Source organism: Pseudomonas sp. TAE6080, from assembly GCF_018732265.1.
Lineage (GTDB): Bacteria > Pseudomonadota > Gammaproteobacteria > Pseudomonadales > Pseudomonadaceae > Aquipseudomonas > Aquipseudomonas brenneri.
In genome coordinates, this window is sequence record NZ_JAHIDY010000001.1 from 17,915 (window position 1) to 44,213 (window position 26,299).

The 26,299-nt window shown below is 59.3% G+C and carries 23 protein-coding genes and 1 pseudogene; 10 read left to right on the plus strand and 14 right to left on the minus strand.

All coding sequences use genetic code 11. The features are described 5' to 3' along the window. The first annotated feature begins 17 nt into the window (after nucleotides 1-17). Nucleotides 18-977 carry a GTPase gene (gene yjiA, locus KL786_RS00090; RefSeq protein ID WP_215516324.1) on the plus strand — a complete coding sequence of 320 codons (960 nt, stop codon included), beginning with the start codon at nucleotides 18-20 and terminating at the stop codon, nucleotides 975-977. A 188-nt stretch (nucleotides 978-1,165) separates the two neighbouring features. On the opposite strand, the gene glyA is transcribed toward yjiA, so the two are convergent. The 7 genes from glyA to KL786_RS00125 form a co-directional block, all read right to left on the minus strand. Then, nucleotides 1,166-2,419: a serine hydroxymethyltransferase gene (glyA, locus tag KL786_RS00095; RefSeq protein WP_032861858.1), complete on the minus strand. Its 1,254-nt coding sequence runs from the start codon at nucleotides 2,417-2,419 to the stop codon at nucleotides 1,166-1,168. 228 nt (nucleotides 2,420-2,647) lie between these two features. Beyond that, complete coding sequence (locus tag KL786_RS00100; protein ID WP_215516325.1) at nucleotides 2,648-6,499, minus strand: bifunctional diguanylate cyclase/phosphodiesterase; 3,852 nt, start codon at nucleotides 6,497-6,499, stop codon at nucleotides 2,648-2,650. 115 nt (nucleotides 6,500-6,614) lie between these two features. Then, nucleotides 6,615-7,226: a LysE family translocator gene (locus KL786_RS00105; protein ID WP_215516326.1), complete on the minus strand. Its 612-nt coding sequence runs from the start codon at nucleotides 7,224-7,226 to the stop codon at nucleotides 6,615-6,617. A 48-nt stretch (nucleotides 7,227-7,274) separates the two neighbouring features. Next, the gene (locus KL786_RS00110; RefSeq protein ID WP_215516327.1) at nucleotides 7,275-7,913 is read right to left on the minus strand and encodes an alanine--tRNA ligase-related protein; all 639 of its coding nucleotides are present in this window, start codon (nucleotides 7,911-7,913) and stop codon (nucleotides 7,275-7,277) included. A gap of 31 nt (nucleotides 7,914-7,944) precedes the next feature. Further along, a complete protein-coding gene (locus tag KL786_RS00115) occupies nucleotides 7,945-8,265 on the minus strand; it encodes a hypothetical protein (RefSeq protein ID WP_252193528.1) in 321 nt (106 codons plus the stop codon). Then, complete coding sequence (locus tag KL786_RS00120; RefSeq protein ID WP_252193529.1) at nucleotides 8,262-8,522, minus strand: hypothetical protein; 261 nt, start codon at nucleotides 8,520-8,522, stop codon at nucleotides 8,262-8,264. Before KL786_RS00120 ends, KL786_RS00115 begins: the two co-directional genes overlap by 4 nt. A 30-nt stretch (nucleotides 8,523-8,552) precedes the next feature. After that, nucleotides 8,553-9,224 (minus strand): GntR family transcriptional regulator, encoded by a 672-nt coding sequence (locus tag KL786_RS00125; RefSeq protein ID WP_215516328.1) that lies wholly within the window; start codon nucleotides 9,222-9,224, stop codon nucleotides 8,553-8,555. 136 nt (nucleotides 9,225-9,360) lie between these two features. On the opposite strand from KL786_RS00125, the gene KL786_RS00130 reads away from it, so the two are divergent. From KL786_RS00130 to gdhA, 3 genes are all read left to right on the plus strand, one after another. Next, entirely contained in the window at nucleotides 9,361-10,143 is a 783-nt protein-coding gene (locus KL786_RS00130) for a benzoate/H(+) symporter BenE family transporter (RefSeq protein ID WP_215516329.1), read from the plus strand. A gap of 120 nt (nucleotides 10,144-10,263) precedes the next feature. Further along, nucleotides 10,264-11,928 carry an energy-dependent translational throttle protein EttA gene (gene ettA, locus KL786_RS00135; protein WP_032861975.1) on the plus strand — a complete coding sequence of 555 codons (1,665 nt, stop codon included), beginning with the start codon at nucleotides 10,264-10,266 and terminating at the stop codon, nucleotides 11,926-11,928. A gap of 349 nt (nucleotides 11,929-12,277) precedes the next feature. Further along, the gene (gene gdhA / locus KL786_RS00140) at nucleotides 12,278-13,615 is read left to right on the plus strand and encodes an NADP-specific glutamate dehydrogenase (protein ID WP_215516330.1); all 1,338 of its coding nucleotides are present in this window, start codon (nucleotides 12,278-12,280) and stop codon (nucleotides 13,613-13,615) included. 113 nt (nucleotides 13,616-13,728) lie between these two features. On the opposite strand, the gene KL786_RS00145 is transcribed toward gdhA, so the two are convergent. The 3 genes and pseudogenes from KL786_RS00145 to KL786_RS00155 all read right to left on the minus strand — a co-directional run bounded on the left by KL786_RS00145 (nucleotide 13,729) and on the right by KL786_RS00155 (nucleotide 16,706). Beyond that, nucleotides 13,729-14,085, minus strand: coding sequence for a hypothetical protein (locus KL786_RS00145; protein WP_215516331.1), 357 nt, complete (start codon nucleotides 14,083-14,085; stop codon nucleotides 13,729-13,731). Nucleotides 14,086-14,273: 188 nt separating this feature from the next. Further along, nucleotides 14,274-16,126: pseudogene (locus KL786_RS00150) on the minus strand (Lnb N-terminal periplasmic domain-containing protein). A gap of 91 nt (nucleotides 16,127-16,217) precedes the next feature. Next, nucleotides 16,218-16,706, minus strand: a complete 489-nt coding sequence (locus KL786_RS00155) for a DUF3015 domain-containing protein (protein ID WP_032861865.1) — start codon at nucleotides 16,704-16,706, stop codon at nucleotides 16,218-16,220. A 265-nt stretch (nucleotides 16,707-16,971) separates the two neighbouring features. Here KL786_RS00155 and KL786_RS00160 point away from each other — a divergent pair, with 265 nt between their 5' ends. Continuing rightward, nucleotides 16,972-19,410, plus strand: coding sequence for a Lon protease family protein (locus KL786_RS00160; protein WP_032861867.1), 2,439 nt, complete (start codon nucleotides 16,972-16,974; stop codon nucleotides 19,408-19,410). 288 nt (nucleotides 19,411-19,698) lie between these two features. After that, a complete protein-coding gene (locus KL786_RS00165) occupies nucleotides 19,699-20,019 on the plus strand; it encodes a PA4575 family protein (RefSeq protein WP_215516333.1) in 321 nt (106 codons plus the stop codon). A gap of 10 nt (nucleotides 20,020-20,029) precedes the next feature. On the opposite strand, the gene KL786_RS00170 is transcribed toward KL786_RS00165, so the two are convergent. Continuing rightward, nucleotides 20,030-21,850 (minus strand): hypothetical protein, encoded by a 1,821-nt coding sequence (locus tag KL786_RS00170; RefSeq protein ID WP_215516334.1) that lies wholly within the window; start codon nucleotides 21,848-21,850, stop codon nucleotides 20,030-20,032. Between the two features lie 165 nt (nucleotides 21,851-22,015). On the opposite strand from KL786_RS00170, the gene KL786_RS00175 reads away from it, so the two are divergent. Both KL786_RS00175 and bamJ read left to right on the plus strand, forming a co-directional pair. Further along, nucleotides 22,016-22,504 (plus strand): TIGR00645 family protein, encoded by a 489-nt coding sequence (locus KL786_RS00175; RefSeq protein WP_029292073.1) that lies wholly within the window; start codon nucleotides 22,016-22,018, stop codon nucleotides 22,502-22,504. 146 nt (nucleotides 22,505-22,650) lie between these two features. Continuing rightward, the gene (bamJ, locus tag KL786_RS00180) at nucleotides 22,651-23,268 is read left to right on the plus strand and encodes a BamJ family beta-barrel-assembly machinery protein (protein WP_154841714.1); all 618 of its coding nucleotides are present in this window, start codon (nucleotides 22,651-22,653) and stop codon (nucleotides 23,266-23,268) included. Nucleotides 23,269-23,404: 136 nt separating this feature from the next. On the opposite strand, the gene KL786_RS00185 is transcribed toward bamJ, so the two are convergent. The 3 genes from KL786_RS00185 to KL786_RS00195 all read right to left on the minus strand — a co-directional run bounded on the left by KL786_RS00185 (nucleotide 23,405) and on the right by KL786_RS00195 (nucleotide 25,341). Beyond that, complete coding sequence (locus KL786_RS00185) at nucleotides 23,405-23,662, minus strand: PA4570 family protein (RefSeq protein ID WP_032861871.1); 258 nt, start codon at nucleotides 23,660-23,662, stop codon at nucleotides 23,405-23,407. Nucleotides 23,663-23,857: 195 nt separating this feature from the next. Beyond that, nucleotides 23,858-24,199 (minus strand): zinc ribbon domain-containing protein YjdM, encoded by a 342-nt coding sequence (locus KL786_RS00190; protein ID WP_032861873.1) that lies wholly within the window; start codon nucleotides 24,197-24,199, stop codon nucleotides 23,858-23,860. A 173-nt stretch (nucleotides 24,200-24,372) separates the two neighbouring features. Then, entirely contained in the window at nucleotides 24,373-25,341 is a 969-nt protein-coding gene (locus KL786_RS00195) for a polyprenyl synthetase family protein (protein ID WP_032861875.1), read from the minus strand. Nucleotides 25,342-25,580: 239 nt separating this feature from the next. Between KL786_RS00195 and rplU the strand changes: the two genes are divergently transcribed. Continuing rightward, nucleotides 25,581-25,895 (plus strand): 50S ribosomal protein L21, encoded by a 315-nt coding sequence (gene rplU, locus KL786_RS00200; protein ID WP_003176051.1) that lies wholly within the window; start codon nucleotides 25,581-25,583, stop codon nucleotides 25,893-25,895. 34 nt (nucleotides 25,896-25,929) lie between these two features. Then, entirely contained in the window at nucleotides 25,930-26,187 is a 258-nt protein-coding gene (gene rpmA, locus KL786_RS00205; protein WP_029292052.1) for a 50S ribosomal protein L27, read from the plus strand. Nucleotides 26,188-26,299: the final 112 nt, after the last annotated feature.

Consider the following 26,299-nt stretch of genomic DNA (forward strand, 5'->3'; position numbering starts at 1 on the left):
TTTTCAGGAGAATATTTTTGATCTCTCCCATCCCCGTCACCGTCCTCAGCGGCTTCCTCGGCGCTGGCAAGACCACCTTGTTGCGCCACCTGCTCAAGGCCGAACACGGCTTGAAAATCGCCGTGATCGAAAACGAATTCAGCGACGCCGGCATCGACACCCAGCTGTTGGGCGATGAGCCGGTGCAAGTCATGACCCTGTCCAACGGCTGCGTGTGCTGCACCATCCACACCGACCTGACCAAAGCCCTGTACCTGCTGCTCGAACGCCTGGACAGCGGCGAGATCGCCTTCGACCGCCTGGTGATCGAATGCACCGGCCTGGCCGACCCGGCGCCAGTGGCCCAGACCTTTTTCATCGATGAAGAACTGCGCGAGCGCTACATCCTCGACGGCATCATCACCCTGGTGGACGCGGCCCACGCCGAACACCACCTGACGCAGACCATCGCCCAGGCGCAGATCGGCTTTGCCGATCGTCTGCTGGTGAGCAAGCGCGACCTGGTTGACGACGCCAGCTTCGATGCCCTCAGCCAGCGCCTGACCCGCATCAACCGCCGTGCGCCGATCCGGGTGGTGGAGCACGGCAAGATCGATCTCGCCGAGTTGCTGGACGTGCGCGGCTTCAACCTCAACGCCGGCATGACCCTGCGCCCGGTCAGCCAGGCGCCGTCCATCGACCGTATCTCCAGCCTGGTGTTACGTACCGACCAGCCGCTGGATATCGACCGTCTCAGCGAGTTCATGAACGAGCTGCTGGAAGAGCACGGCAAGCAACTGCTGCGCTACAAGGGCGTGCTGAACATCGCCGGAGAAGACCGGCGCATGGTGTTCCAGGGCGTGCTCAAGCTCTACGGTTTCGATTGGGATACCGAATGGGCCGAGGGCGAGGCGCGGGAGAGTGTGATTGTGTTTATTGCCGACGAATTGCCCGAAGACAAGATTCGTGCAGGTTTTGCGCAGGTTTACCAATCCTGACCTGAAATGCAGTCAAAAATGTGGGAGCGGGCTTGCTCGCGAATGCGGTGTATCAGTCGGCACATGCATCAACTGACAGGTCGCTTTCGCGAGCAAGCCCGCTCCCACATTTTGATCTGCATTCCAGGTTCAAATCGGCATAAAAAAGCCCAGCTCAAGAGCCGGGCTTCTTATTCAAGCAACTGCAATCAAGCGCCGTATACCGGCAGCTTCTTGCAGATGGCCTTGACCTTCTCACGTACCGCGTCGATCACGGCTTCGTTGGACAGGTCTGCCAGGATGTCGCAGATCCAGCCAGCCAGTTCCTTGCACTCTGCTTCCTTGAAGCCACGAGTGGTCACGGCCGGGGTGCCGAAACGCAGGCCCGAGGTGACGAACGGCGAACGTGGGTCGTTCGGTACCGAGTTCTTGTTCACAGTGATGAAGGCTTTGCCCAGGGCAGCGTCAGCATCTTTACCGGAGATGTCCTGCTTGATCAGCGACAGCAGGAACAGGTGGTTTTCAGTACCGCCGGAAACCACGTCAAAACCGCGCTCGATGAACACAGTGGCCATGGCCTGGGCGTTTTTCACCACTTGTTGCTGGTAAGTCTTGAACTCAGGCTGCAACGCTTCCTTGAAGCAGATCGCTTTGGCGGCGATCACGTGCTCCAGCGGGCCACCCTGGGCGCCCGGGAATACCGCGGAGTTCAGCTTCTTCTCGATCTCGGCGTTGGCGCGCGCCAGGATCAGGCCGCCACGTGGACCGCGCAGGGTCTTGTGGGTCGTGGTGGTCACGACGTCAGCGTAAGGCACCGGGTTCGGGTAGACGCCAGCGGCGACCAGACCGGCCACGTGGGCCATGTCGACGAACAGGTAGGCGCCAACCTTGTCGGCGATTTCACGGAAACGTGGGAAGTCGAGGATCTGCGAGTAGGCAGAGAAACCGGCCACGATCATTTTTGGCTTGTGCTCGACCGCCAGGCGCTCGACTTCGTCGTAGTCGATCAGGCCATTGCCGTCGATGCCGTACTGCACAGCGTTGTACAGCTTGCCGGAGGACGAAACGCTGGCGCCGTGGGTCAGGTGACCGCCGTGGGCCAGGCTCATGCCCAGGATGGTGTCGCCGCCTTGCAGCAGGGCCAGGTAAACGGCCGCGTTGGCTTGGGAGCCGGCGTGAGGCTGGACGTTGGCGTAATCGGCGCCGAACAGTTCCTTGGCACGGTCGATGGCCAGTTGCTCAACCACGTCGACGAACTCGCAACCGCCGTAGTAGCGCTTGCCTGGGTAACCTTCGGCGTACTTGTTGGTCAGAACCGAACCTTGAGCCTCCATCACCGCAGGGCTGGTGTAGTTTTCCGAAGCGATCAGCTCAATGTGCTCTTCCTGGCGCACGGCTTCTTGCTCCATGGCGGCAAAGAGATCGGCGTCGTACTTGGCAATAGTCAAATCACGGCTGAACATGGCGGTCCTCAAGGATCGGGGGCAGAAAAGAGGGGCATTCTAACCCAATGGGTTTTAGATGGCATATGAAAGGACATCATGTCGCGGACAAGTGGCGTTCATCCAGAGATGGATGGCGTATTTGAGGGCCCCTTCGCGAGCAAGCCCGCTCCCACATTTTGATTTGCGAACACATTCAAATGTGTGCGGGCTTGCTCGCGAAGAGGCCATCAGCCTCACCGCAAAACTTCAGTCAAACATGAACAGTGCATCATTGCAGAACTGCGCCTCAAACCGATTGGCCGGCATCGGCCGCCCAAACAGATAGCCCTGCACCTCGTCACAGCCATGCTCGCGCAGGAAGTCCAGTTGCTCATGGGTTTCCACGCCTTCGGCGATCACCGCCAGGTTCAGGCTGTGGGCCATGGCGATGATTGCGCGGGCGATCTGTGCGTCCTGCTCGCCGGATGGCAAGCCATCCACGAAGGTGCGGTCGATCTTCAGCACGTCGATGGGGAATTGCTTGAGGTAGTTGAGCGATGAGTAACCGGTGCCGAAGTCGTCCACCGCGATGCTCAGGCCGAGGTTTTTCAGGCTGGCGAGGATCTGCAGGGCTTCGTTGACTTCGCGCATCAGGATACTTTCGGTCAGCTCCAGCTCCAGGCACGCCGGCGGCAGGCCGGTTTCCTTGAGGATGGTGGCGATCCGCGTACCCAACTGCCCGTCGGAGAACTGCCGCGCTGAAATGTTTACCGAGACCTTGGGCACCCGCACCTTGTTCTGGTGCCAGGTCTTGAGTTGGCGGCAGGCCTCGTCGATCACCCAGTCGCCCACATCCACCACCAGGCCCAATTCTTCCAGCACCGGGATGAAGTCCCCTGGCGGCACCAGGCCGCGACGCGGGTGGCGCCAGCGCAGCAGGGCTTCGGCGCCGGTCAAACGTTTGCCATCGCCGCTGAACTGCGGCTGGTAATACAGTACGAATTCGTTCTGCTCCAGGGCGTGGCGCAGGTCGCTTTCCAGCTCCAGGCGTTCCAGGGCGCTGGCGTTCATGTCGGCCTGGTAGAACTGGAAGTTGTTCTTGCCGCGTTCCTTGGCGTGGTACATCGCGGTGTCGGCGTTTTTCATCAGTTGGCTCAGTTCGTTGCCGTCCTGCGGGCTCAGGGCGATGCCGATACTGGCGGTGACAAAAAACTCGCGACCTTCAAGCACGAACGGCCTCACCAGGCTGGCCAGGATCTGCTCGGCCACATGAATGGCCCGGTTCAGCGCCATTTCGCGGCTGACCCGCGGTTGCAGGAGCAAGGTGAACTCGTCCCCGCCCATGCGCGCCACGGTGTCGTCTTCGGCCACGCAACCGAGCAGGCGGGTGGCCATTTCCTTGAGCATACGATCGCCGGCGGCGTGGCCCAGGGAGTCGTTGATCGGTTTGAAACGGTCGAGGTCGAGGAACATCAGCACCACCCACGACTTCTGCCGTTCGGCCGACTGCAAGGCGGTGTGCAGGCGGTCCTGGAACAAGGTGCGGTTGGGCAGGTGGGTCAGGGCATCGTAGTAGGCCAGGCGGTGGATGCGTTGCTCGCTGGCCTTGCGCTCGCTGATGTCGCTGAAGAAGCACACGTAGCTGGCCAGGTCGCCTTCATCATCGAGCACGGCGGTAATGCCGACCCAGGCCGGGTAATGCTCGCCGCTGCGGCGCTTGAGCCACACTTCGCCTTCCCAGGTGCTGTGCTGGTGCAGTTGCTTGAGCACGTAGCGCAGGTGCGCTTCCTGCTGTTCGTCGACGGTCAGCATGTTCGGCAACTGGTCGAGGACGTCGGCCACCGCATAACCGCTGACCCGGCTGAAGGCTTCGTTGGCCTGCACGATATAGCCGGCAGGGTCAGTGATCAGGATCGCCGAGGTGGAGTGTTCGAATACCGTGGCCGCCATGCGCAAGTCTTTCTCGGCGCGGCGTTGCTGGCTGATATCGCGACCTACGCCAAGGATGCCTTCGAACGCGCCGTGCTCGTCCCACACCAGCACCAGGCGCAGTTCGATCGGTACTTTGCGCCCGTCGGCCCGCAGGCAATCGAACAGAAACAACTGGGTCTGCACGTCATCGCGCAGCAGGGCCAGGGCTTCGGGCTGGTCGAGGGAGCGGCTGACCCGCTCAACCAGGGTGTAGATGCCGGTCAGTTGCTGGGGGTTGGCGATCGTCGATTGCCAGCCGTTCTTGAAGATCCAGTCGACGTCATAGCCCAATACCGCATGCACCGACGGGCTGACGTAGTTGAGGGCCAATTTGCTGTCGGTGGAGAAAATCACGTCACTGATGCTTTCGGCCAGCATGCGGTAGCGCTGTTCGCTGTCGCGCAGGGATTCACTGGCTTCGATCTGGTCGGTAATGTCCTTGGCCACGCCGATGATCCGCGTGACCTGATCGGACTTGTCCCGGGCCAGGGCCTGTTCACGGATCTCGAAGCGCCGCCACTGGTTGTTGCGGTGTCGAAAGCGCAATTGGCACTGCAACTGCGTCAGGTAACCGGCTTCGCGCTGTTGCTGGCGCAGTTCGTGATAGTACTCGGCGTCTTCGGGGTGCAGCAGGATTTCCCAGAAGTACTCGCCCATTTGCTGCAGTTCGTGCTTGTTGTAGCCCAGGGTGTGGCCCAGGTGGTGGTTGCTGAAAATCATCCGCTGGCTGATCACATCCTGCACATACAGATGATCAGGCACGGTGCGCACCACGTCCGACCAGAAACTTTCGCGCTCCACCAGGGACAGTTCGATCAGCTTGCGGCTGGTGATATCACTGATGCTGAGGATCACTGCTTTATAGTCGTGCTGTTCTTCCGGCAGGCGCATCACCAGCCACAGGTACTGGTCGTTGCCTTCGATGTCGCTGAGTTGAATCTCCAGCTCCAACTGTTTTTGCTGGGTCAGCACCGCTTCAAGTACTTGATAGCCAATGGCGCTGGTGTTCAGCGCACAACCGTCGATCAAGCGCTCCCACGCCTGTTCGCAGGACGCCACATTCAACAGGCGCACCGCCACCTGATTGACCTCGGTGATGCGCAATTCCTTGAGCAGTTGCTGACGTTGCTCGGGGCTGTTGTGCAGCCAGTCCTGCAATTGTTCGCGACTGTGCAATTGGGCCTTGTCGAAGAAGCTTCGCAGGCCCGACAGGTCGAGCACACACAAGGCCACGCCGGTGCCGTCGAAAATATCCTGGTAGCGGCGCCGGCCTTCGTTGACCTGGCGCTGGCGGCGGCGCATGTTCAGCAGGACCAGCACCGGGATCAGTGAAAAGGCCAGGCCCAGCAGACACTTGCCGATAAACGCCGGCAGCAGTTGTTCCAGCACGGCGGCGCGATCAAACAGACCGCGCAGTTGCCAGTCGCTTTTGCTCAAGGGCGTGACCAGTACGGTTTTATTCAACTCTTCCGGAGTCAGCCCGGTCGACCACTGGCTGGGCATGCCGTTGTCGCGACTGACGACCCGGTGGTTCAACTGGTTTTCAATGGCCCACATTGGGCGTGCTCCCTGACCGTCCTGGCGGGTCAGGTTGGCCAGGTAATTGGGTGCCAGGCGCAATGCCCAATACATCTTGGCGCCGCCGCTGGGCTGGTGCAGCAGCAGGTAGATGATGGAACCGTCGCTGCTATTGCTCAGGTAATAGGACTGGGCATGGCTGCGCTTGACCAGTTCTTCGAGCCACGCACTGTCCTGGCTGTTGTCGGCCGTGTCACTGATCACTGCGCCGCTGGGGGCGAGCAGGGCAACACTGCGCAGTTCCGGCAACGAGCGTTGCAAGGAGCGCATCAGGGCTTGGTGCTGTTCATCGTTGCGCGGCGGTTCGACGATGGGTAGCAGGTTGAGGGCGATTTGCGCGCTCAGCGCCATGTTCAGGCTGATCTGTTCGGCCAGGTCCGCGCTGTAGTCAATGGTGTATTGCTGCTGGTTCTTCTGGTTTTGCTGCAATTGGTCCAGCAGTTGCCAGAACAATAATGCAAGCAGCAGCAGGACCAGCGTCGCCAATGCGCCCTTGAGGGTTCCGTGCAGGGGGGCGCCTGGCGCAATATGAGCTGCGCGCAAGGGGCTTGGCTTTGTTACGTTGGACAAGCTGTGATCCTGCGGTTTGGCTGGACTGGCGCGCGACGTGCACTATAAGCCTGACGCCCGGAGGGCGGCTAGCATGCCTTGAGTTGTGGCAAAGTGCCAGCCCCGCTTGGCGGGACTAAAGCCCTACCCCTGTATTGATCAGCGAGTCTGCCAGGCGCGAGAAGATTACCACTGCGAAACAGCAAATAACCACAGATGCTGTGCGGTTTATGGTGTGCGGGGTCAACCACACATAACCGTTGCGTTTGATACGGGCGCCGAACAACACCCATGCACAGCCTACGGGAATGACCACTAAGGTGAACTGCACGACAAACTGCAGGTACAAAGCCGGGTCGGTGAAGGTCTGCATCGGCACGATAAACGAGACAACCAGCAAGCCTTTGGGGTTGATCAGGGTCAGCACAAAGAAATGCAGCCCGGACACCCGGGCCTCCGGTGCAGGGTTCAGTGAATTATCGGGCCTGCGCCAGAGCAGGTAAGACGTCTTGATCAAATAGCAGACCGATGCGAACTGCACCAGCCGCAGGCACCAGGGCGCGCTGTCTCCCATATGACTGAGCAGGTAGCCCCAGAAAGAAATCTGCAACAGGTACGCCAGGCACTCCAGCAGGCTCAGGGGCCAGGCACGCCTGAAGCCGGCGAGCACACCTGAACGCAGTAACAGCGTATTGGTTGGTCCCGGCATCAACAGCAGCAAGCCAAGCGCAGACATGACGGAAAGCATGGAGGCTGTCTCCTGGAAAAGGTGAGGGATACTACTGGCTGTCAGCCTTCAATCGAGCAGATATATTTCGACACGCTCCTTGTGCGCCCCGATGTTGTTGCGCTTGAGGCGGATGCGCCCCACTTCGCGGGTGCTGCGCAGGTGCGTACCGCCACAGGGCACCTGTGAAAACCCTTCTATACGCCAGCAGCGACGCAGTTTTTCGGTGTCGGTAAAGCGACTTTCAATCGGTAGGTCGGCCGCCACCAGTTGTTCAACCTGAAGCAGGATGTCGGGGAAGTGCTGGCTGACATTGCCGGCCAGGGCAAAGTCGATCCGCGCTTTACCCTGGCCGATGTGGGCACCGATCTTCTCCAGTTCCGGAAATTTCTTGTAGAACAGTTCCAGTACGATTTCCGCGGCGAAGTGCAATCGCATCAGTGCATAGCGCCGGGGCCAGTCGATCTGCACATTGACCAGGTCGCCGACGGTAAAGTCCGGGTCTGCCGCCAGGCGGTAGACGATCTGATCGCCTTCAACCGTGGCCTGGCTGACTTCGATCCGGTTGATGGTGCCCTGGTCCGACTCCTGGCCGCCGGATTCGGCGAAGAAAATTGTCGGACTGATCATGATGTCGCGGCCCTCGATGCTCAGCACACGTGCGTCCAGCGTAGTGAGGTAAGGGGTGTTCCAGAATGCACGTTCCATACGGCTTAGCTGCCTTGTTCACTGAAGAGGGTTAAAAGAATCGAATAGAAGCGCGGAAAGTCGCGCTTGAAGAAAAAGTGCCCCCCGGTATGCACTGGCTCTGGAAGCTGACGCTGGTGTAGGCGTGCCACTCGTTGAGACGGAACGTATCGATCAACGGGTCATCGAGGCCGTTGAGGGTCAAGAGGGGCACGGGCAAGGGGCGGATAAAGCGATAGGTGAGTTGTTCATTGAGTGCCAGGTCAGCCTTGAGCTTGTCCACGGTCGTGCGAGCGAAACTGCATGTGGTATCTGTCGGCAAGGGCAGTGGGCTTTGCGAGCAGACGTGTTGCCATAACTGTTCGTCGTTCATTGCTCCCAGCAAAGGTGAGTATAGGTGTCTGCGTCTGGTACTCGGGCCGCGAGCCCGAGTTTGCAGAGGGCGGCCAGATAAGACTCGACGAAATGTTGACTGGCACCGCTGACGCGCACCACCCGCTGTGCGTCGAACGGCTCATCCTGCATCAGCAGGTCGATGACCCCCAGGCGCGCGCCCATCTCCAGGAAAATCGATTTGCCTGCCAGGTTTTGCGCAGAGTCGATTGCCGATGCTGACATGACCTCAGCCATGGTCCACCTCCTTGTAGGATGAGCGTGTGCTCAGGTTTTACGGTCGAAAAAGTTTTCCAGTGCAATGGCTGCCTTTAGCAAATGGTTGCGCACCAGTGTTTCGGCGCGGTCCAGGTCCTGGTGGGTTGCAGCCTCAACCATGGCCAGGTGTTCATCTTGTGACATGTGTTCACGCCCCATGGCTGACAGGTGAAAGCGCAGGTAGCGGTCCTCAACGGACAGCTGCTTTTCCACCAGTTGCAGCAACTTGGCGTGGGGCGTTTTCCCGTACAGGCACATGTGAAAACGCTTGTTCAACTCGCCCAACTGATCCATTTCCGTTTCGTCATTCATTTGCTGGATCAAATCTCTGGCCTGTTGCAGATCGTCACTCGTCAAATAGGGAATCGAGTACCGAATGGCGGCCGGCTCCAGTGCCAGGCGGATGGCGTAGTTGTCGAGGCCATCTGCCTTTGAAATCTGCGTCACGATCGCTCCCTTGTAGGGAACGAAGTCCACCAGCGCCTGCGCTTCCAGCTTTTTCAGTGCCTCGCGAACCGGCATTCGGCTGACGTTGAAGGTTTTTGCCAGCTCCTCCTGGCGCAAGACCTCTCCGGGGGGCAGGTGTCCCTCCAGAATCGCCTGCTTTAACACCTGTTCAATCTGCTCGCTTGCAGTCTTGTGTTGAATCTCGCCGAGGTCACTTAGCCGTTTGCTTTTCAAATTTACTTCTCATTACTATCGGACAACATATCCAATATCCAATGGATATTGGTTGTAGCATTGGTTTTTTGATCGTGCAAGGAAGCTTGATTTTTTTCGTCGAAAATCCGGCGAGCGGGGTAGCTGCATGGAAGGCATGAGCAAGACAAAAGTGCTGGGCGGTCGCTGGCCCACGCAGTGGTGGAGCCTCATCAGCACAGGGGCCAGCGCGGCGCTGATTGGGTTTATCAGCACGTTCTTTATCGTGTTGCAGGGTTTTTACACGGTGGGCGCTTCTGCCAGCCAAGCGGTGAGTGCCCTGGCGATGTTGTGCCTGTTCCAGGGGCTCATGGGCATCGGTTTCTCCCTGGCGACCCGAAAACCCTACGCCTTTGCCTGGTCGACCCCGGGTTCGGCGATTCTGCTCAGCTATAACCAGCCGTTGAGTGGGTTTGCCGAAGCGGTCGGCGCCTTTTGTATGTCGGGTGGGCTGATGCTGGGGGTGGCAATGCTGCCCAACATTTCCCGATACCTTGAGAAAATACCCGCCAGCCTGTCGTCGGCGATGCTGGCGGGGGTCTTGTTATCCCTGGCCAAGTCTTTTGTACCGGCCTTTGAGCAGTACCCGCTGATCGTTGGCATCGTCGCATTTGTCTGGCTGCTGCTCTTTATCTTTAAACCCCTGTTTGCCGCGGGCCTGGTGAGTTTGCTGTCAGTGATCCCCTCGCCAGTCATCCTGGCATTGGCTGCGCTAGCGCTGTTCGGCACGCTGGCGGATGCGCTGAGAGATGCACTCAGGGATGAGCTTCATTACCCGGCGATAGCTACCGTGATCATCACCGTGTATTTCCCAAACTTTTTCCACGTATCGTCATCCTTGTGGGGATTGTTGCTGGGAACCTTGTTTTATTGGGTCCTGAGCAAGAAAAAGCTGGGCTGAAAGGGCTTGTCAACCTGCCCGCCGTCGCTCACTTAGGTTAACCTTGATCATTCGATGTGCTACGTACAGCGCCATGACGCTACGCAGGCCCTGTTCTCATCTTTTTACGAGGTCCACATTTTGGCTCAATACGTTTTTACCATGCATCGGTTGGGCAAAGTTGTTCCACCGAAGCGGGAAATCCTCAAGAATATTTCGCTGTCCTTCTTCCCTGGCGCCAAGATCGGCGTACTCGGTCTCAACGGTTCGGGTAAGTCCACGCTGCTGAAAATCATGGCCGGCGTCGACACCGAATTCGAAGGCGAAGCCCGCCCGATGCCCGAGCTGAACATCGGCTACCTGCCGCAAGAGCCGATCCTGGACCCGTCCAAGACCGTGCGTGAAGTGGTCGAGGAAGCCGTCAGCGTGATCAAGAACGCCCAGGCCCGCCTGGACGAGGTCTACGCCGCCTACGCCGATGAAGATGCCGACTTCGACAAGCTCGCCGCTGAACAGGCCAAGCTCGAAGCCATCCTGCAGGCCAGCGACGGCCACAACCTGGAGCGCCAGCTGGAAGTCGCCGCCGACGCGCTGCGCCTGCCGGCCTGGGACGCCAAGGTCGAACACCTGTCCGGTGGTGAGAAGCGCCGTGTGGCCTTGTGCCGCCTGCTGCTGTCGGCCCCCGACATGCTGCTGCTCGACGAACCGACCAACCACTTGGACGCCGACTCCGTGGCCTGGCTGGAACACTTCCTCCATGACTTCCCGGGCACCGTGGTTGCGATCACGCACGACCGGTACTTCCTGGACAACGTCGCCGGCTGGATCCTGGAACTCGACCGCGGTGCGGGTATCCCTTACGAGGGCAACTACTCCGGTTGGCTGGAAGCCAAGTCTGACCGTCTGGCGGCGGAATCCAAGCAGCAGTCGGCCCATGAAAAGGCCATGAAAGACGAGCTGGAATGGGTACGAAAAGGCGCCAAGGCCCGTCAGTCGAAATCCAAGGCCCGCCTGCAACGCTTCGAGGAAATGCAGTCCCAGGAATTCCAGAAGCGCAGCGAGACCAACGAAATCTACATCCCGGCCGGTCCACGCCTGGGTGACAAGGTCATCGAGTTCAAGAACGTCTGCAAGGGTTATGGCGATCGCGTGCTGATCGACAACCTGTCGTTCTCCATGCCTAAAGGCGCCATCGTCGGCGTGATCGGCGGCAACGGCGCGGGTAAATCCACCCTGTTCCGCATGCTGATGGGCAAGGAACAACCGGACTCGGGCACCATCGAAGTCGGCGAAACCGTGCAACTGGCCTGTGTCGACCAGAGCCGCGAAGACCTCGATGGCAGCAAGACCGTGTTCCAGCAGATTTCCGACGGTTCCGACCAGATCCGTATCGGCAACTATGAAATCCCGTCGCGCACCTACGTCGGTCGCTTCAACTTCAAGGGCGGCGACCAGCAGAAGTTCGTCAAGGACCTGTCCGGTGGTGAGCGTGGTCGCTTGCACCTGGCCTTGACCCTGAAAGAGGGCGGCAACGTCCTGCTGCTCGACGAACCGTCCAACGACCTCGACGTTGAAACCCTGCGCTCCCTGGAAGAAGCCCTGCTGGACTTCCCGGGCGCAGCGATTGTGATCTCTCACGATCGGTGGTTCCTTGACCGTGTGGCGACACACATCCTGGCTTACGAAGACGACTCCCAGGCGGTGTTCTTCGAAGGCAACTACACCGAGTACGAAGCGGATCGCAAGAAACGTCTGGGCGAAGCGGCTGCCCAGCCGCATCGTGTGCGGCACAAGAAACTGGCCTGAATCGGGTCGGTGGTTTGAAAAGCGGAGCCTTCGGGCTCCGTTTTTTTGGGGCGCATTTCAGGTGCACCGAGGTGACTTCATCGCAGGCAAGCCAGCTCCCACATTAGATCGAGTACCTGCGCTACAACACGATCAAATGTGGGAGCTGGCTTGCCTGCGATAGCGGTTTAACTATTGGTGCATATCCCGAGTTGAAATCCCTGTTAGGGGGCAGAAAATCAGGGTTATTTATATCCAGCGCACCATTTAAATTCACAAAAGCGACATTTTGCCCTGTCACGGTGCGACATGAATTGATAAAGTCCTGGGCAAATTGCCATTAACGACAATAAATCTGCCGAGACTTTTCATGATCGAATCCGTCGAATCCTTCCTTGCCCGCCTGAAAAAACGCGACCCGGACCAGCCGGAATTCCACCAGGCCGTAGAAGAAGTCCTACGCAGCCTGTGGCCGTTTCTAGAAGCCAATCCCCACTACCTGACCTCGGGCATCCTGGAGCGCATTTGCGAGCCGGAACGCGCCATTACCTTCCGAGTGTCGTGGGTAGATGACCAGGGCAAGGTCCAGGTCAATCGCGGTTTCCGTATCCAGATGAACAGCGCCATTGGTCCCTATAAAGGCGGCCTGCGCTTCCATCCATCGGTCAACCTGGGGGTGCTGAAATTCCTCGCCTTCGAGCAGACCTTCAAGAACTCCCTGACCTCGCTGCCCATGGGCGGCGGCAAGGGCGGCTCGGACTTTGATCCCAAGGGCAAGAGCGACGCTGAAGTGATGCGTTTCTGCCAGTCGTTCATGAGCGAGTTGTACCGCCATATTGGCGCGGACGTAGACGTTCCGGCCGGCGACATTGGTGTTGGGGCCCGGGAAATCGGTTTCCTGTTCGGCCAGTACAAGCGCCTGAGCAACCAATTCACCTCGGTGTTTACCGGCAAGGGCATGAGCTACGGCGGCAGCCTGATCCGCCCTGAAGCCACCGGTTTTGGCTGTGTGTACTTCGCTGAAGAAATGCTCAAGCGTCAGGGCCAGCGCGTCGAAGGCAAGCGCGTGGCGGTTTCCGGCTCTGGCAACGTTGCGCAATACGCGGCACGCAAGGTCATGGACCTGGGCGGCAAGGTGATCTCCCTGTCCGACTCCGAAGGCACCCTGTATTGCGAAAGCGGTTTGACCGAGGAGCAATGGTCGGCGTTGCTGGAGCTGAAAAACGTGCAGCGCGGGCGTATCGGCGAATTGGCCGCGCGTTTCGGCCTGGAGTTCCGCGCCGGCAAAACCCCTTGGGAACTGGCCTGCGATATCGCCCTGCCATGTGCGACCCAGAACGAACTGGACGCTCAAGCCGCACGTACGTTGCTGCGCAACGGCTGCATCTGCGTGGCCGAAGGCGCCAACATGCCGACCACTCTTGAGGCTGTGGATATCTTTATCGACGCCGGCATCCTGTTCGCCCCGGGCAAGGCATCCAATGCGGGTGGCGTGGCGGTAAGTGGCCTGGAAATGTCCCAAAACGCCATGCGCCTGTTGTGGACCGCCGGTGAAGTGGACAGCAAGCTGCACAACATCATGCAGTCGATCCACCATGCTTGCGTGCACTACGGCGAGGAAAATGGCCGGGTCAACTACGTGAAAGGCGCGAACATCGCGGGCTTCGTGAAAGTGGCTGATGCGATGCTGGCGCAGGGCATCGTCTAAGCCATAACGCGGATCAACTCTAGGAGCCGGCTTGCCGGCGATGATGGCAGACGCTGCTGCGTTGATCTGGCCGCCATCGCTGGCAAGTCAGCTCCTACAGGGGCGGTGTTGTTTTATTGGCTGCGGTAAGCCCGCGCTGCATCACGATCCTTCTCTTGCTGCCAGGCGCGCTCGCGCTCGTCCCAATGGCGGTCCCTGTAGTCATTACGGTCCTCGCTCTCGCGCATGGCCTTGCACTGGCGAAAACCGTCCTCCCAGCCTTCGGCGTACGCGTGATCTTTTAAATAGCGTGGGACGTCCTTGCGAAACTCTCCGGTGATCACCCCGGCTGCCTGGCGCCCGCTGTTGCAGCCATCGTCAAAACCGTCGGCGAAGGGCGGTGGATAACCCTTGGCCAGCAATTGATCGTGGGTTGATTGGCACCCTGACAGCACCATCACCACGCCCAGCATTACCGCGAACCGCCACATTTCATACTCCAACGCCGTTGAACGGCTGATAGGGCAAGTCTAGGAGGCGATTCGTTGAGGAGATGTGAAAGGGGGGTGAGAAATCTGTTGGGAGGCTATGTCACAGGGTTGGCTGCCAGGGCAACATGCTCATGGATAAACGCAAACCCGCTCCCACATTTAGATCTGTATTGGGCTTTGGAGGCGGGTCAGTAGTGATACCACTTCACTTCCAGCATCACTTCGTTCACCGGCGTCGCCAAGTGGCTGAACTCGCGCTGTGCGCTCAGGCGTACGCCGAGGTTGCGCGATACTTCCCACTGTTGATTGAGGCTGATACTGCGCCGTACTTCGCCATTGGTGAAGAAATCGCCCTTGGCTTCCAGGCTCAGGTTACCCAGTGGGTTTCTCCACAGCAGGCCGGTGTTGAAACCGGCCGCGGGGGAGATGAACTCACTGAAGTCGTTGTTATGTTCCACACGCACAGTGCCGAGGGCGAAGCCGAGCATGTCGTCGTGCAGTTGCCAGGTGCCGCCGGCGCCGCCGTTGACGTGGCTGACCAGGGTTTCGTCGTTGTGTTTGCCCGGTACTCGTTCCAGGCCGCCGGTGACTTGCCAGGACAACGGTTGCAGCAAGTCATTGCGTGGTGTCAGTGAGCGGATGGTCGCCAGGTCCAGTTGCTGCAGCTGCCAGTTATTGCCCTCGTACTGGCGCAATTTCATTTGCAGGATTTCGATCTGTGCCCCCAGGGGGAAACCTTCGGCGTTGTCGTTGAGGTCGTGGTAAGCCATGCGCAGGCCGTATTCGCCGAAGGCCTTGTCGCCCCGGGTGCCGATGCCGGCCTGCCAGGTGCGTGATTCGTGGCCGTTCTCGGGCAGGCCTGGGCGTTCGATCTGTAGGTCGGGCGCGGGGTTCTGGTTGATTGCCCGCAGCAATTCGAAACTGCGCTGGGAGCGTTCGGCGTCGCGCTCCAGGCCATTGGCGCGGTAGCGGCCAAGGCGGTAGGCCGCGTCGATGATCAGGGCCTGGCGATCTTTGCCGATGGCTTTGAACGCTGGGTCTTGCAGTTGTTTCTGGTCATCGCTGATCTTCAATACCCATTGCTGCTCGTCGCTGTCCAGCGGCTTGGCGCGCTCCAGCAACTCACGTTCGCGGGACGGGCGATAATCGATTTTCTCCACCAGGCCTGCGTCCTTCACCGCTTTTACGGTGTCGGTGGGAATGGCGGTGAGCGGGAACTGTTCGGTCAGGCGTAGGCCCGGGCGGGCCACTTGCAGCAGTTCCAGCAGGCGATATGAGCAGTTTTCATCGAAGAAGAAATAGTCGAACTGGATCTGCTTGAGCTCCCACACGTGTTCGACCATGCGTTCGGTCTCGACCTGGGTCAGGTTCAGGCGGTATTCCCACAGGTCGCGGTTTTCCAGGCTACGGTATTCGGAGAGTTTTTCCTGGTAGGGCACCAGGGCGAACAGGCCAGGATAACCGCCCATCAGGCCTTTCCAGGCGTAGAGGAGGCTGTTGTCCGAGCCTTCGATATAGGCGCCGAAGTTGATCGCGTAGCTGAGCAGCGCGGTCTTGTTGCTCTGTACGTCAGCCTGGTCGATACGCAGCAAGGTGTGGCCGAACATCGAGGACGGGCTGTTGAGGTAGGCCGCCGGGAAGATCATCACCGCACTGTGGGGCGCGACGTCCTTGAACCATTGCTTGAACTCGACACAGTCCACGGCCGGCAGGTCAGTCAGTTGCAACTGGTCCTTGAGCCAGCGGGTACGGGCCGGGTACACGCATTGGGTGTGTTTTTCGCCGAGGCTGGCCGGGGCGTACAGCGCCTCTACGGTGGCCTTGAGTTCGGCGTCCGGATGGTGCGCGCCGTCTTTGGCGAGAAAGAATTTCTGGTCGCTGACATAGCTGCGCCAGCCGCTGATCTTGCCGGCTTCGTAGTGCCCCAGCGAGAGCCAGAACGGATCATTGGCCAGTTGCTGCAAACGTTGATCATCAAGGTGCGGCGCCGCAGATAGCGGGCGCAGGCGAAGAGTGCCAGGTAGGCAAGGCGTTTGAGCATAGGGGCAACTTAAGTCGGAATAAATAAAGACCCAAAGCGGGCAGGTCCAAAAAATAAAACCCGCGCCGGGTAGGGCGCGGGCAGGTCGAGCTTAAGCCTGGGTGGCGTATTTCGCCAGGCGGGCATCGCCCTTGAGGATGGCGAGGGTGTTGGTGTGCACGTCTTCGGCGGTCACGTCAGCCTTGCTGAAGATCTGCTGGAAGTGTTCGTGAGTCACAGCCGCGAAGTGATCACGATCTTCTGGCGCAACGCCCAGGACCACGGCATAGGTGGTCAGTGCTTCACCATTGCCTTTGGCCATGTCTTCGGACAGCTCGTTCATCATGCCATTCATGGCAATCCACGATTTACCGCCGTAAGTCAGCGCGCTGTTGGTGCTGCAACCGTTGGTGCCCGAGGTCATGCCGAAGGTGGCGTTACCGGAGGTGCCGTTGGTGGTGGAAGCCAGGAAGTGAGCGGGAGTACCGCGCTGGCCTTCGAACAACATGTTGCCCCAACCGCAGTTCGGGCCACCTGGCGCTTCAGCCATTGCATTGAGGGAGACGACGGTGAAGAGAGTACCGAGAAGGATCCGTTTCATAGCTTTGTTCTCTTAGTGTGCAAACCAATGGACAAGGGTTCAGGCGCCTCATGGCGCCCTAGGGGCCAGTTATTAGTCCAACCCGCGCAGTTTGGAGTTTAGGCATGTTCCAAGGGTTCCGTGGGTTTTTGTAAAACAATCAATGCAGACTGGTTTTTTTACGGGCGGCATCCCGTGTCTATGCTTTACCTCAGTCGTGCCTTGCCAGCCGGCTACGCACGGCGCCAGAATGCCGCCATTGCCCCGCCTGATGTAAGGAAGCCCGATGCCTGATCCTGTTGCTGCCAGCTTGCGTCTAGCGCCCGAAGCGCTGACTCGTCCTTTCTCCGCTGAACAGTTCAGCTTCTCGACCACCAATGATCTGGAGCCCTTTCGCGGTGTGCTTGGCCAGGAACGCGCGGTTGAAGCATTGCAGTTCGGTGTGGCGATGCCACGCCCCGGTTACAACGTGTTTGTCATGGGCGAGCCCGGTACCGGTCGCTTTTCGTTCGTCAAACGCTATCTCAAGGCTGAAGGCAAGCGCCTGCAGACCCCGGCAGACTGGGTTTACGTCAATAATTTCGACGAACCCCGCGAGCCCCGCGCCCTGGAATTGCCTGCGGGCGGTGCGGCCCCGTTCATCGCCGATATCAGTGGTTTGGTCGACAATTTGGTCGCCACGTTCCCGGCGGTATTCGAGCACCCGACGTATCAACAGCGCAAAAGTGCCATCGACCGTGCCTTCAACCAGCGCTACGACCGTGCCCTGGACGTGATCGAGCGCCTGGCCCTGGAAAAGGACGTGGCGCTGTACCGCGATAGCAGCAACATCGCCTTTACCCCGATGCTCGATGGCAAGGCTCTGGATGAGGCCGAGTTTTCGCAGCTGCCGGAAGTCGATCGCGAGCGTTTCCACACCGATATTTCCGAGCTCGAAGAGCGCCTCAACGAAGAACTCGCCAGCTTGCCGCAGTGGAAGCGCGAGTCCAACAACCAGATGCGCCAGTTCAACGAAGAGACCATCACCCTGGCCTTGCAGCCGTTGCTGGCACCGTTGTCCGAGAAGTACGCCGAGAACGCCGGCGTTTGCGGCTACCTGCAAGCCATGCAGGTCTATCTGCTCAAGACCGTGGTCGAGTTGCTGGTGGACGACGCGAAAACCGACGCCCAGGCGCGCAAGCTGCTCGAAGAGCAGTACTGCCCGAGCCTGGTGGTGGGCCATCCGCTCAATGGTGGCGCGCCGGTGGTGTTCGAACCGCACCCGACTTACGACAACCTGTTCGGCCGGATCGAATACAGCACCGACCAGGGCGCGCTCTACACCACCTATCGGCAACTGCGCCCCGGTGCGTTGCATCGCGCCAACGGCGGTTTCCTGATCCTGGAAGCCGAGAAAATGCTCAGCGAGCCGTTTGTCTGGGACGCCCTCAAGCGGGCCCTGCAATCGCGCAAGCTGAAGATGGAATCGCCACTGGGCGAGCTGGGTCGCCTGGCCACCGTGACCCTCAACCCGCAAGTGATTCCGTTGCAGGTCAAGGTCATCATCATCGGCGCCCGTTCGTTGTACTACACCCTGCAAGACCTGGATCCGGACTTCCAGGAGATGTTCCGGGTGCTGGTGGATTTCGATGAAGACATCCCGATGGTCGATGAAAGCCTGGAGCAGTTCGCCCAGTTGCTGAAAACCCGGACCTCGGAAGAAGGCATGGCGCCGCTGACATCGGATGCGGTGGCGCGGCTGGCAACCTACAGCGCACGGCTGGCGGAGCATCAGGGGCGTTTGTCGGCGCGTATCGGGGATCTGTTCCAGCTGGTCAGCGAGGCGGACTTCATTCGTCACCTGGCGGGCGACGAGCGCACCGACGCCGGGCATATCGAGCGTGCGTTGAAGGCCAAGGCCACGCGTACCGGGCGGGTATCGGCGCGGATTCTTGACGATATGCTCGCCGGGGTCATCCTGATCGACACCGCCGGCGCAGCCGTGGGCAAGTGCAACGGGCTGACGGTGCTGGAGGTCGGTGATTCGGCGTTTGGCGTGCCGGCGCGGATTTCCGCCACGGTGTACCCGGGCGGCAGCGGCATTGTCGATATCGAGCGTGAGGTCAACCTCGGCCAGCCGATCCACTCCAAGGGCGTGATGATCCTCACCGGTTACCTGGGCAGCCGTTATGCCCAGGAATTCCCCCTGGCGATCTCCGCGAGCATCGCCCTGGAGCAGTCCTACGGTTATGTCGACGGCGACAGCGCCTCGTTGGGCGAGGCTTGCACGTTGATTTCGGCGCTGTCGAAGACGCCGCTCAAACAGTGCTTTGCCATCACCGGTTCGATCAACCAGTTTGGCGAAGTGCAGGCAGTGGGCGGGGTCAACGAGAAGATCGAAGGCTTCTTCCGTCTGTGCGAGGCCCGTGGCTTGACCGGCGAGCAAGGCGCGATCATTCCCCAGGCCAACGTCGCGACGTTGATGCTTGATGAGAAGGTCTTGCAGGCGGTGCGGGCAGGGCAGTTCCATGTGTATGCCGTGCGCCAGGCCGACGAGGCGCTGAGCCTGCTGGTGGGCGAGCCGGCCGGTGAGCCGGATGCCGAAGGGCAATTCCCCGAGGGCAGCGTCAACGCCCGTGTGGTTGAGCGTCTGCGAGCCATTGCCGAGATGATCAGCGAAGAAGACCTCAAGGAAGCGGAGAAGGAACTGGCGCAGCAGGCGTTGGCTGAGGCCAAGCCCACCTGATGCGCTCACTCATATAGGCGCGAGCTTGCCTGCGAAGATCGACAACGATAACGCGTGTCTTCTGGATTAACGCGTTGTGCTTGAGACCTTCGCGAGCAAGCTCGCTCCTACAGAAAGCGTGTCATGATTTTGACTGGGTTTTTCGGGTCCAACCGCCGTTGGTCCCTACAACCTTGGTTTGTACCGGTTTTCTTCTATTCTCAGCTCAAGGGACATCTACAGGAGTCATGGGATAGAGACAGCCTTGCATCTGGAGGCTGAACACCGGATCTACCGAGGGTCGCCGCCATGCCGCGCAGCCTTTGCCTCACCCGCCAGTGCCTGGGCCTGGTCACCCGAATTGAATGTTCCATTCGCCCTCTAGCGGGGGATACCGGGATGTGGACGTTGTTGTTTGCCGCTGGAATGACGGGCGAACAGCCCTCGACCATCAAGTCCCAAGGGCCCTTCCATGGGCCGTTCGTCGCGGAAAATATTCTTGAATCCATCGTGCAAAGCCTGACCCTGCACGGCTACGAGCTGGCCGATGACCCGCAGATATGGTGCATTCACCTGCAAGCCCATCTGCGTCAGCTTAATGGCGGGCGGCCCCAGGCCCAGCACCTGTAGACCTGGCGGGCTATTTGGTCTCGGGCTTGTCCAGCTTGACTTCAAAGCCGTACTGCACCGTGTTCAACGCCGTGCGCTGGTAGGTTTCAAACTCGGTCGGCTGGCCATAAAAGTAATGCACATCAAACAGTGCAGTGCCGTATTCCTGGGCGCGATGGCTGACGCCGAGGATTTCCTTCAAGTAGTTGCCACTGGCGTCCTTGGCAAAGAACCGCCAGCTATCGGATGGGAAAAGCGCCTGGTCGACAACCAGCGCGTTGTCCTGGACCGATAGCCCCTTGGGCAGTTGTGCAGTGCTGACTGTGCTTTTTTCGATGCTGGCCAGGAACAGCGGGATCGATCCCACGGCAAACCCTGGGTTTTCCGGGAATAAATTCAGGTCGTAGGTGATCGTGCCGCGCCATGGGTCGACCTCGAAGGCCTCGGTAGGCAACTCGATGGGCTCGCCGCGCTTGCCTTCATCGTTTGCCGTAAAGAACGTCAGTGGTGCATCGCTGCTGGTGCGGGTCGAGCCGATCAGGTCGTCATTGAACGTGAAAGGATGGTCAAAGGCGATGTGGGCGGCGCTGGCGTCCTCCACTGACTGGCTGATGCTGATGCTGCTTTTCAACTGGTCTTCGGAGAGGCTGGCGCTTTGGAGCCAGTCTGCGGCCTGGTCGTCATACACCGTGACCGGCATGGGCAGGGCCTGCACGGTTTTTTCCAGGCTGTTTTTGTCGAAGCGCCGTATCGGCAGCTCAAGGTCCTTGCGGGTGACGGTCGCTTCGGAAAAGTCCAGCACGTTGACCTGCAGGTTATCGATCTGCCCATTGAAGTAGACCTTGGCGTAGTGGCTGGCCTGCTTTTGTTCAAAGGCTTTCTGCTCGTCTCCCAACTGCTTCTCAAAGGCGTCGGACCAGGTTTTCTGCTTGCGCATCTGCGAAAGTTGCTGTTCGTAGAACGCCACTTGGGCGGCGCTTTCGTTGATTGAGCCTGCGCGGGAAAGAAACTGCCCCGTAGTGTCCCTGGCCTGGACCAGCAGTGGGTTGGGCGATTCATCCGCCACTTGCGGCGCCAGGGGGGCGGTGTTGGTCAGTTCGATCTCGGCGTAGTTGTTTTCCAGGGCCAGCAGGGTCAGGGTGATGTTTTCCTCGCTGCGTTTCTGGCCCACGTCTTTGCGAGTCAGCTCGAGGGTCAGGACTTTACGCGGTGCGATGACCTCGACCTGGCCCTTGAGCGTGACGGGTTGGGGTTGGCTCTTGTTGTCCGTCTCGATGCCTTCGATGAACGGATAGGTAACGGTCAGGTCGTCCGGGTTGGTCAGGTTGGAACTGCTGGGACTCAACTGGATACCGGGGTCGCTTTCCGACCATTCCGGCTGGAACGGGATGATCTTGTTGTTGCTCAAGGTCACCGATTGCCATTCCAGGCCATGGGGAAAGGGGAATTGGTCCGGCATATTGAAGCTGAACGGGAACACCGGTTGCAGATCGGTCAGGTAGTCCGAGTGCGAGTTCTTGCGCAGGACGAATAGCCCGTTGATGTAGGTATCCACCAGTGCTTGTGGCGTCGGGTAGTGCGCAAGCGCGGCCAGGGTGTTTTCCCCGTACTCGGTCTCGACGGGTTTGGTGTCGAGCTTGATGCGCGCACGCTCCAGCAGCAGCAGCGAGCCGCCCAGTTCGGCTACGGCCTCCTTGAGGCGTGGGTCCTGGATGGCGTCCAGGGATTGCTCGAACTGGGCGGTTTTTTCTTCGAGACTGGCTTGCTTGTGCTCGTCGCTGGGGGAGCAGCCGCCGGCCGCCAGCAACGCCACACACAGGCCAAGACTGGCCAAGGGAGATCGCACATCCATTATTTGAGATTCCTGTCCGGCAGCATCGAGCCACGTTGATGAGGCCGACACTAGCAGAAAAATGGTGTCGCAGAAGCGCTACAGGTCAGTTTTCCGGGTGGTTATGGCGCAATGTGCGCGGCTGATATACTCGCCGCCATTTCTAGCCAAGCTGTGTGAGATTCCATGGAACGCTTTATCGAAAATGCAATGTACGCCTCCCGCTGGCTGCTGGCGCCGATCTATTTCGGCTTGTCTCTCGGGCTGCTGGCGTTGGCGCTGAAATTCTTCCAGGAAGTGATCCACCTGCTGCCCAACGTCTTTGCGATGGCCGAGTCGGAGCTGATCCTGGTGCTGCTGTCGTTGATCGACATGGCCCTGGTGGGGGGGCTGCTGGTGATGGTGATGATTTCCGGCTACGAGAACTTCGTCTCGCAACTGGATATTGATGACAACAAGGAAAAGCTCAACTGGCTGGGCACCATGGATTCTTCGTCGCTGAAGATGAAAGTGGCGGCGTCCATCGTGGCGATTTCCTCGATCCACCTGCTACGCATCTTCATGGATGCCAAGAACGTCGATCCACAGCACCTGATGTGGTACGTGATCATTCACATGACCTTCGTGATCTCGGCGTTTGCCATGGGTTACCTGGATAAAGTCACCAAGCATTGATCCGTGCCTGGTGCCTTCGGGCCTGGGATTTTGGGCTCATCAAGCGTAGGGCGAGTGTGCTAGTCTGCTCGCCCTTTTAGTTTGGATGACACGCAGAAACTGCGCTTTTGCAGGCCTTTGCGGTTGTCCTACAGCGGAGCCTTTCCATGTCCGAAGTCAATCTGTCCACCGACGAAACCCGTGTCAGCTACGGCATTGGCCGCCAGCTGGGCGACCAACTGCGCGACAACCCGCCACCGGGCGTGAACCTGGACGCGATCCTGGCCGGCCTGACCGACGCGTTCGGCGGCAAGCCAAGCCGTGTTGACCAGGAGCAAATGGCTGCCAGCTTCAAAGTGATCCGCGACATCATGCAAGCCGAAGCAGCAGCCAAGGCTGAAGCAGCTGCTGGCGCTGGCCTGGCGTTCCTGGCTGAAAACGCCAAGCGCGATGGCATCACCACCCTGGCTTCCGGCCTGCAATTCGAAGTGCTGACTGCCGGTGACGGCGCCAAGCCGACCCGTGAAGACCAGGTGCGTACCCACTACCATGGCACCCTGATCGACGGCACTGTGTTCGACAGCTCCTACGAGCGTGGCCAGCCGGCAGAATTCCCGGTCGGCGGCGTGATCGCTGGCTGGACCGAAGCCCTGCAACTGATGAATGCCGGCAGCAAATGGCGCCTGTACGTGCCGAGCGAACTGGCCTACGGCGCACAAGGCGTTGGCAGCATCCCGCCGCACAGCGTTCTGGTATTTGACGTCGAGCTGCTCGACGTTCTGTAAGGCCTTCTGCTGAATTACCTGTAGGAGCGAGCTTGCTCGCGAAGGGCGTCAACGATAACGCGTAGTTCCTGGATTAACGCGGTGCCTTTGATACCTTCGCGAGCAAGCTCGCTCCTACAGTGCTTTACGTCGTTGCTCATGGGTGAAACTTGCCATGCAGCTCCGTCACCGGGCGCAATGCTCGGGCATAGCAGAACAGAAACAGATTCCTCACTACCTCCTTCAGCACCCCAGGTTCACTGGAGCTCAGGCCGTTGACGTCCAGGTCGCCCTGGTCCTGTAGTTCGCTCAGCGCTTCTTCTTCCAGCACGGCACACACTTCCCCGGTTTCCCGATGAAGGATCCGCAGGTAAGGGTGCGGACGGTCCAGCCAGGCATCAATCAAATAAGTCATGGGTCGCATCTCCTTGAAAGGTTTCAATGAGAATAATTCTTATTCAAAGAATAGCAAGTCCCTATTGGTAATTTCCTGGTTTTTCTGTGTGGGCATTGTGCAGGGTCAAAAGGGCTGGCCTTTTGCTATTTGGGAGGGCGATGCGCGGAGGGTGAGGCGCCATCCCGCGCGGGGCACGGGATGGAGGCAGGCAGGTCAGACCTTGCGGACGAACTCGGACTTGAGTTTCATCGGGCCGATACCGTCGATCTTGCAGTCGATATCGTGGTCGCCATCGCACAGGCGGATGTTCTTGACCTTGGTGCCGACCTTGACCACCAGCGAGGTGCCCTTGACCTTGAGGTCCTTGATCACGGTGATGGTGTCGCCGTCTTGCAGGACGTTACCGACGGAATCTTTCTTCACGGTTTCATCGCTGGCTGCTTCGGCTTCACCACCGACGGACCACTCATGGGCGCATTCCGGGCAGATCAGCTGGGCGCCGTCTTCGTAGGTGTATTCGGAATTGCATTTTGGGCAGGGTGGCAACGTGCTCACTAAGGCTCCTTGAAAGTCAGGATGGCTAAAAGTCGCACATTATATAGGGTTTTGCTGGGGCGGGGGGCGATGTGGTCTCAATGTGGGAGCTGGCTTGCCTGCGATGCAAACACCTCGGTCTATCAGTTGTACCGAGGTGATGCTATCGCAGGCAAGCCAGCTCCCACAGTGGGTTAGTGAGTACGGGCTACCGCAAACTCACTCAGCTCCACCAGGGCATCCCGATATTCGCTGGCTGGAAGGGCTTCCAGGCATTTGATGGCGCGGGCTACGTAGTCGCGGGCCAGTTGTGCGGTGTAGTCGAGCGAGCCCGAGGCTTCCACGGCTGCGCGGATACTTTCCAGGTCCTCGATGCCGCCTTTCTGGATCGCCTTGCGCACCAGTGCCGCCTGTTCCGGCGTGCCTTCGCGCATGGTGTAGATCAGCGGCAGGGTCGGCTTGCCTTCGGCCAGGTCGTCACCGACGTTCTTGCCCAGGGTTTCGGCGTCGCCGCGATAGTCGAGCAGGTCGTCCACCAGTTGGAAGGCCACGCCCAGGTGATCGCCAAAGGTGCGCAAGGCTTCGGCCTGCTCGGCGGTCGCCTCGCACAGAGCGGCTGCGCTGTGGGTCGAGGCTTCGAAGAGCATAGCGGTCTTGCCGCGAATCACTTCCATGTAGGTTTCTTCGGTGGTGCTCGCGTCCCGCACCTTGGACAGCTGCAGCACTTCGCCTTCAGCGATGATGCGCGTGGCCTGGGACAGGATCTTCATCACGGGCATCGAGCCCAGCTCGACCATCATTTCGAACGAGCGGGAATACAGGAAGTCGCCCACCAGCACGCTGGGTGCGTTGCCCCACATGGCGTTGGCGGTCTCGCGACCACGGCGCATGCCGGACATGTCGACCACGTCGTCGTGCAGCAGAGTGGCGGTGTGCAGGAACTCGATAGTGGCGGCCAGCAGGCGCAGGTCATCGCCTTCACGCCCCAGGGCCTTGCCACACAGCAACACTAATAAAGGACGCAGGCGTTTGCCGCCGGCCGAAGTAATATAGTCGCCAATTTTGGAGACCAGCGGCACTTTAGAAGTCAGCTGCTTCTTGATGATGCCGTCGACGGCGCTAAAATCGTCCGCCACCGCGCGGTAGAAAGCTTGGGGTTGCATCAGCGACAGTCGCTCCAGAAGGGTTGCGCGGCATGCTAGGACCCGCGCCTCTGGGTGTCAAGGCGCGATGGACGGCTACTTGCAAGCCTTCCACAGCTTGCGTACAATCGCGCACCCTGAACTTCCTGGGCAGCACCTGCCTTACGCAATTGCATTCGGGACGTCCATCCCATGCAGCCATGCCAGCCAATACCTCTTCTTATAAAGCGCTGGGTGAGCAGGATTATCGGAGAAATACCATGTCGTACGCAGTAATTGTTACTGGTGGCAAGCAATACAAGGTCGCCCCAGGTGAATACCTGAAGATCGAAAAACTGGAAATCGCTACCGGCGAATCCGTTACTTTTGATCGCGTTCTGTTGGTCGCCAATGGCGATGACGTGAACATCGGCGCTCCAGTTGTTGCTGGCGCTACCGTTGTGGCTGAAGTGATCTCCCAAGGTCGTCACGATAAAGTCCGCATCATCAAGTTCCGTCGTCGTAAGCACCACATGAAGCGTATGGGCCACCGCCAGTGGTACACCGAGATCAAAATCACCGGTATTCAGGCTTAATTTCAGCCTAATTCCTCACTAGGAGAATTGACTCATGGCACACAAAAAAGCTGGTGGTAGTACCCGTAACGGTCGCGACTCAGAAGCCAAACGCCTTGGCGTTAAGATGTATGGCGGCCAGAAAATCATTCCGGGCAACATCATCGTGCGTCAGCGCGGCACCCAATTCCACGCCGGTTACGGTGTAGGCATGGGTAAAGATCACACCCTCTTCGCGAAAATCGAAGGCGTGATCAAGTTTGAAGTAAAAGGCGCGTTCAACCGCCGTTACGTGAGCGTTGTCTCGGCTTAATTGCGAGCTCGCTGGAAAAGCCCTGTCTTGCGACGGGGCTTTTTCGTTTGTGGGGTGAGTCTCTTGCAAAGCTGTTTGTGATGGGCTCAAGCGCTGGATTTGCGGTCGTTGA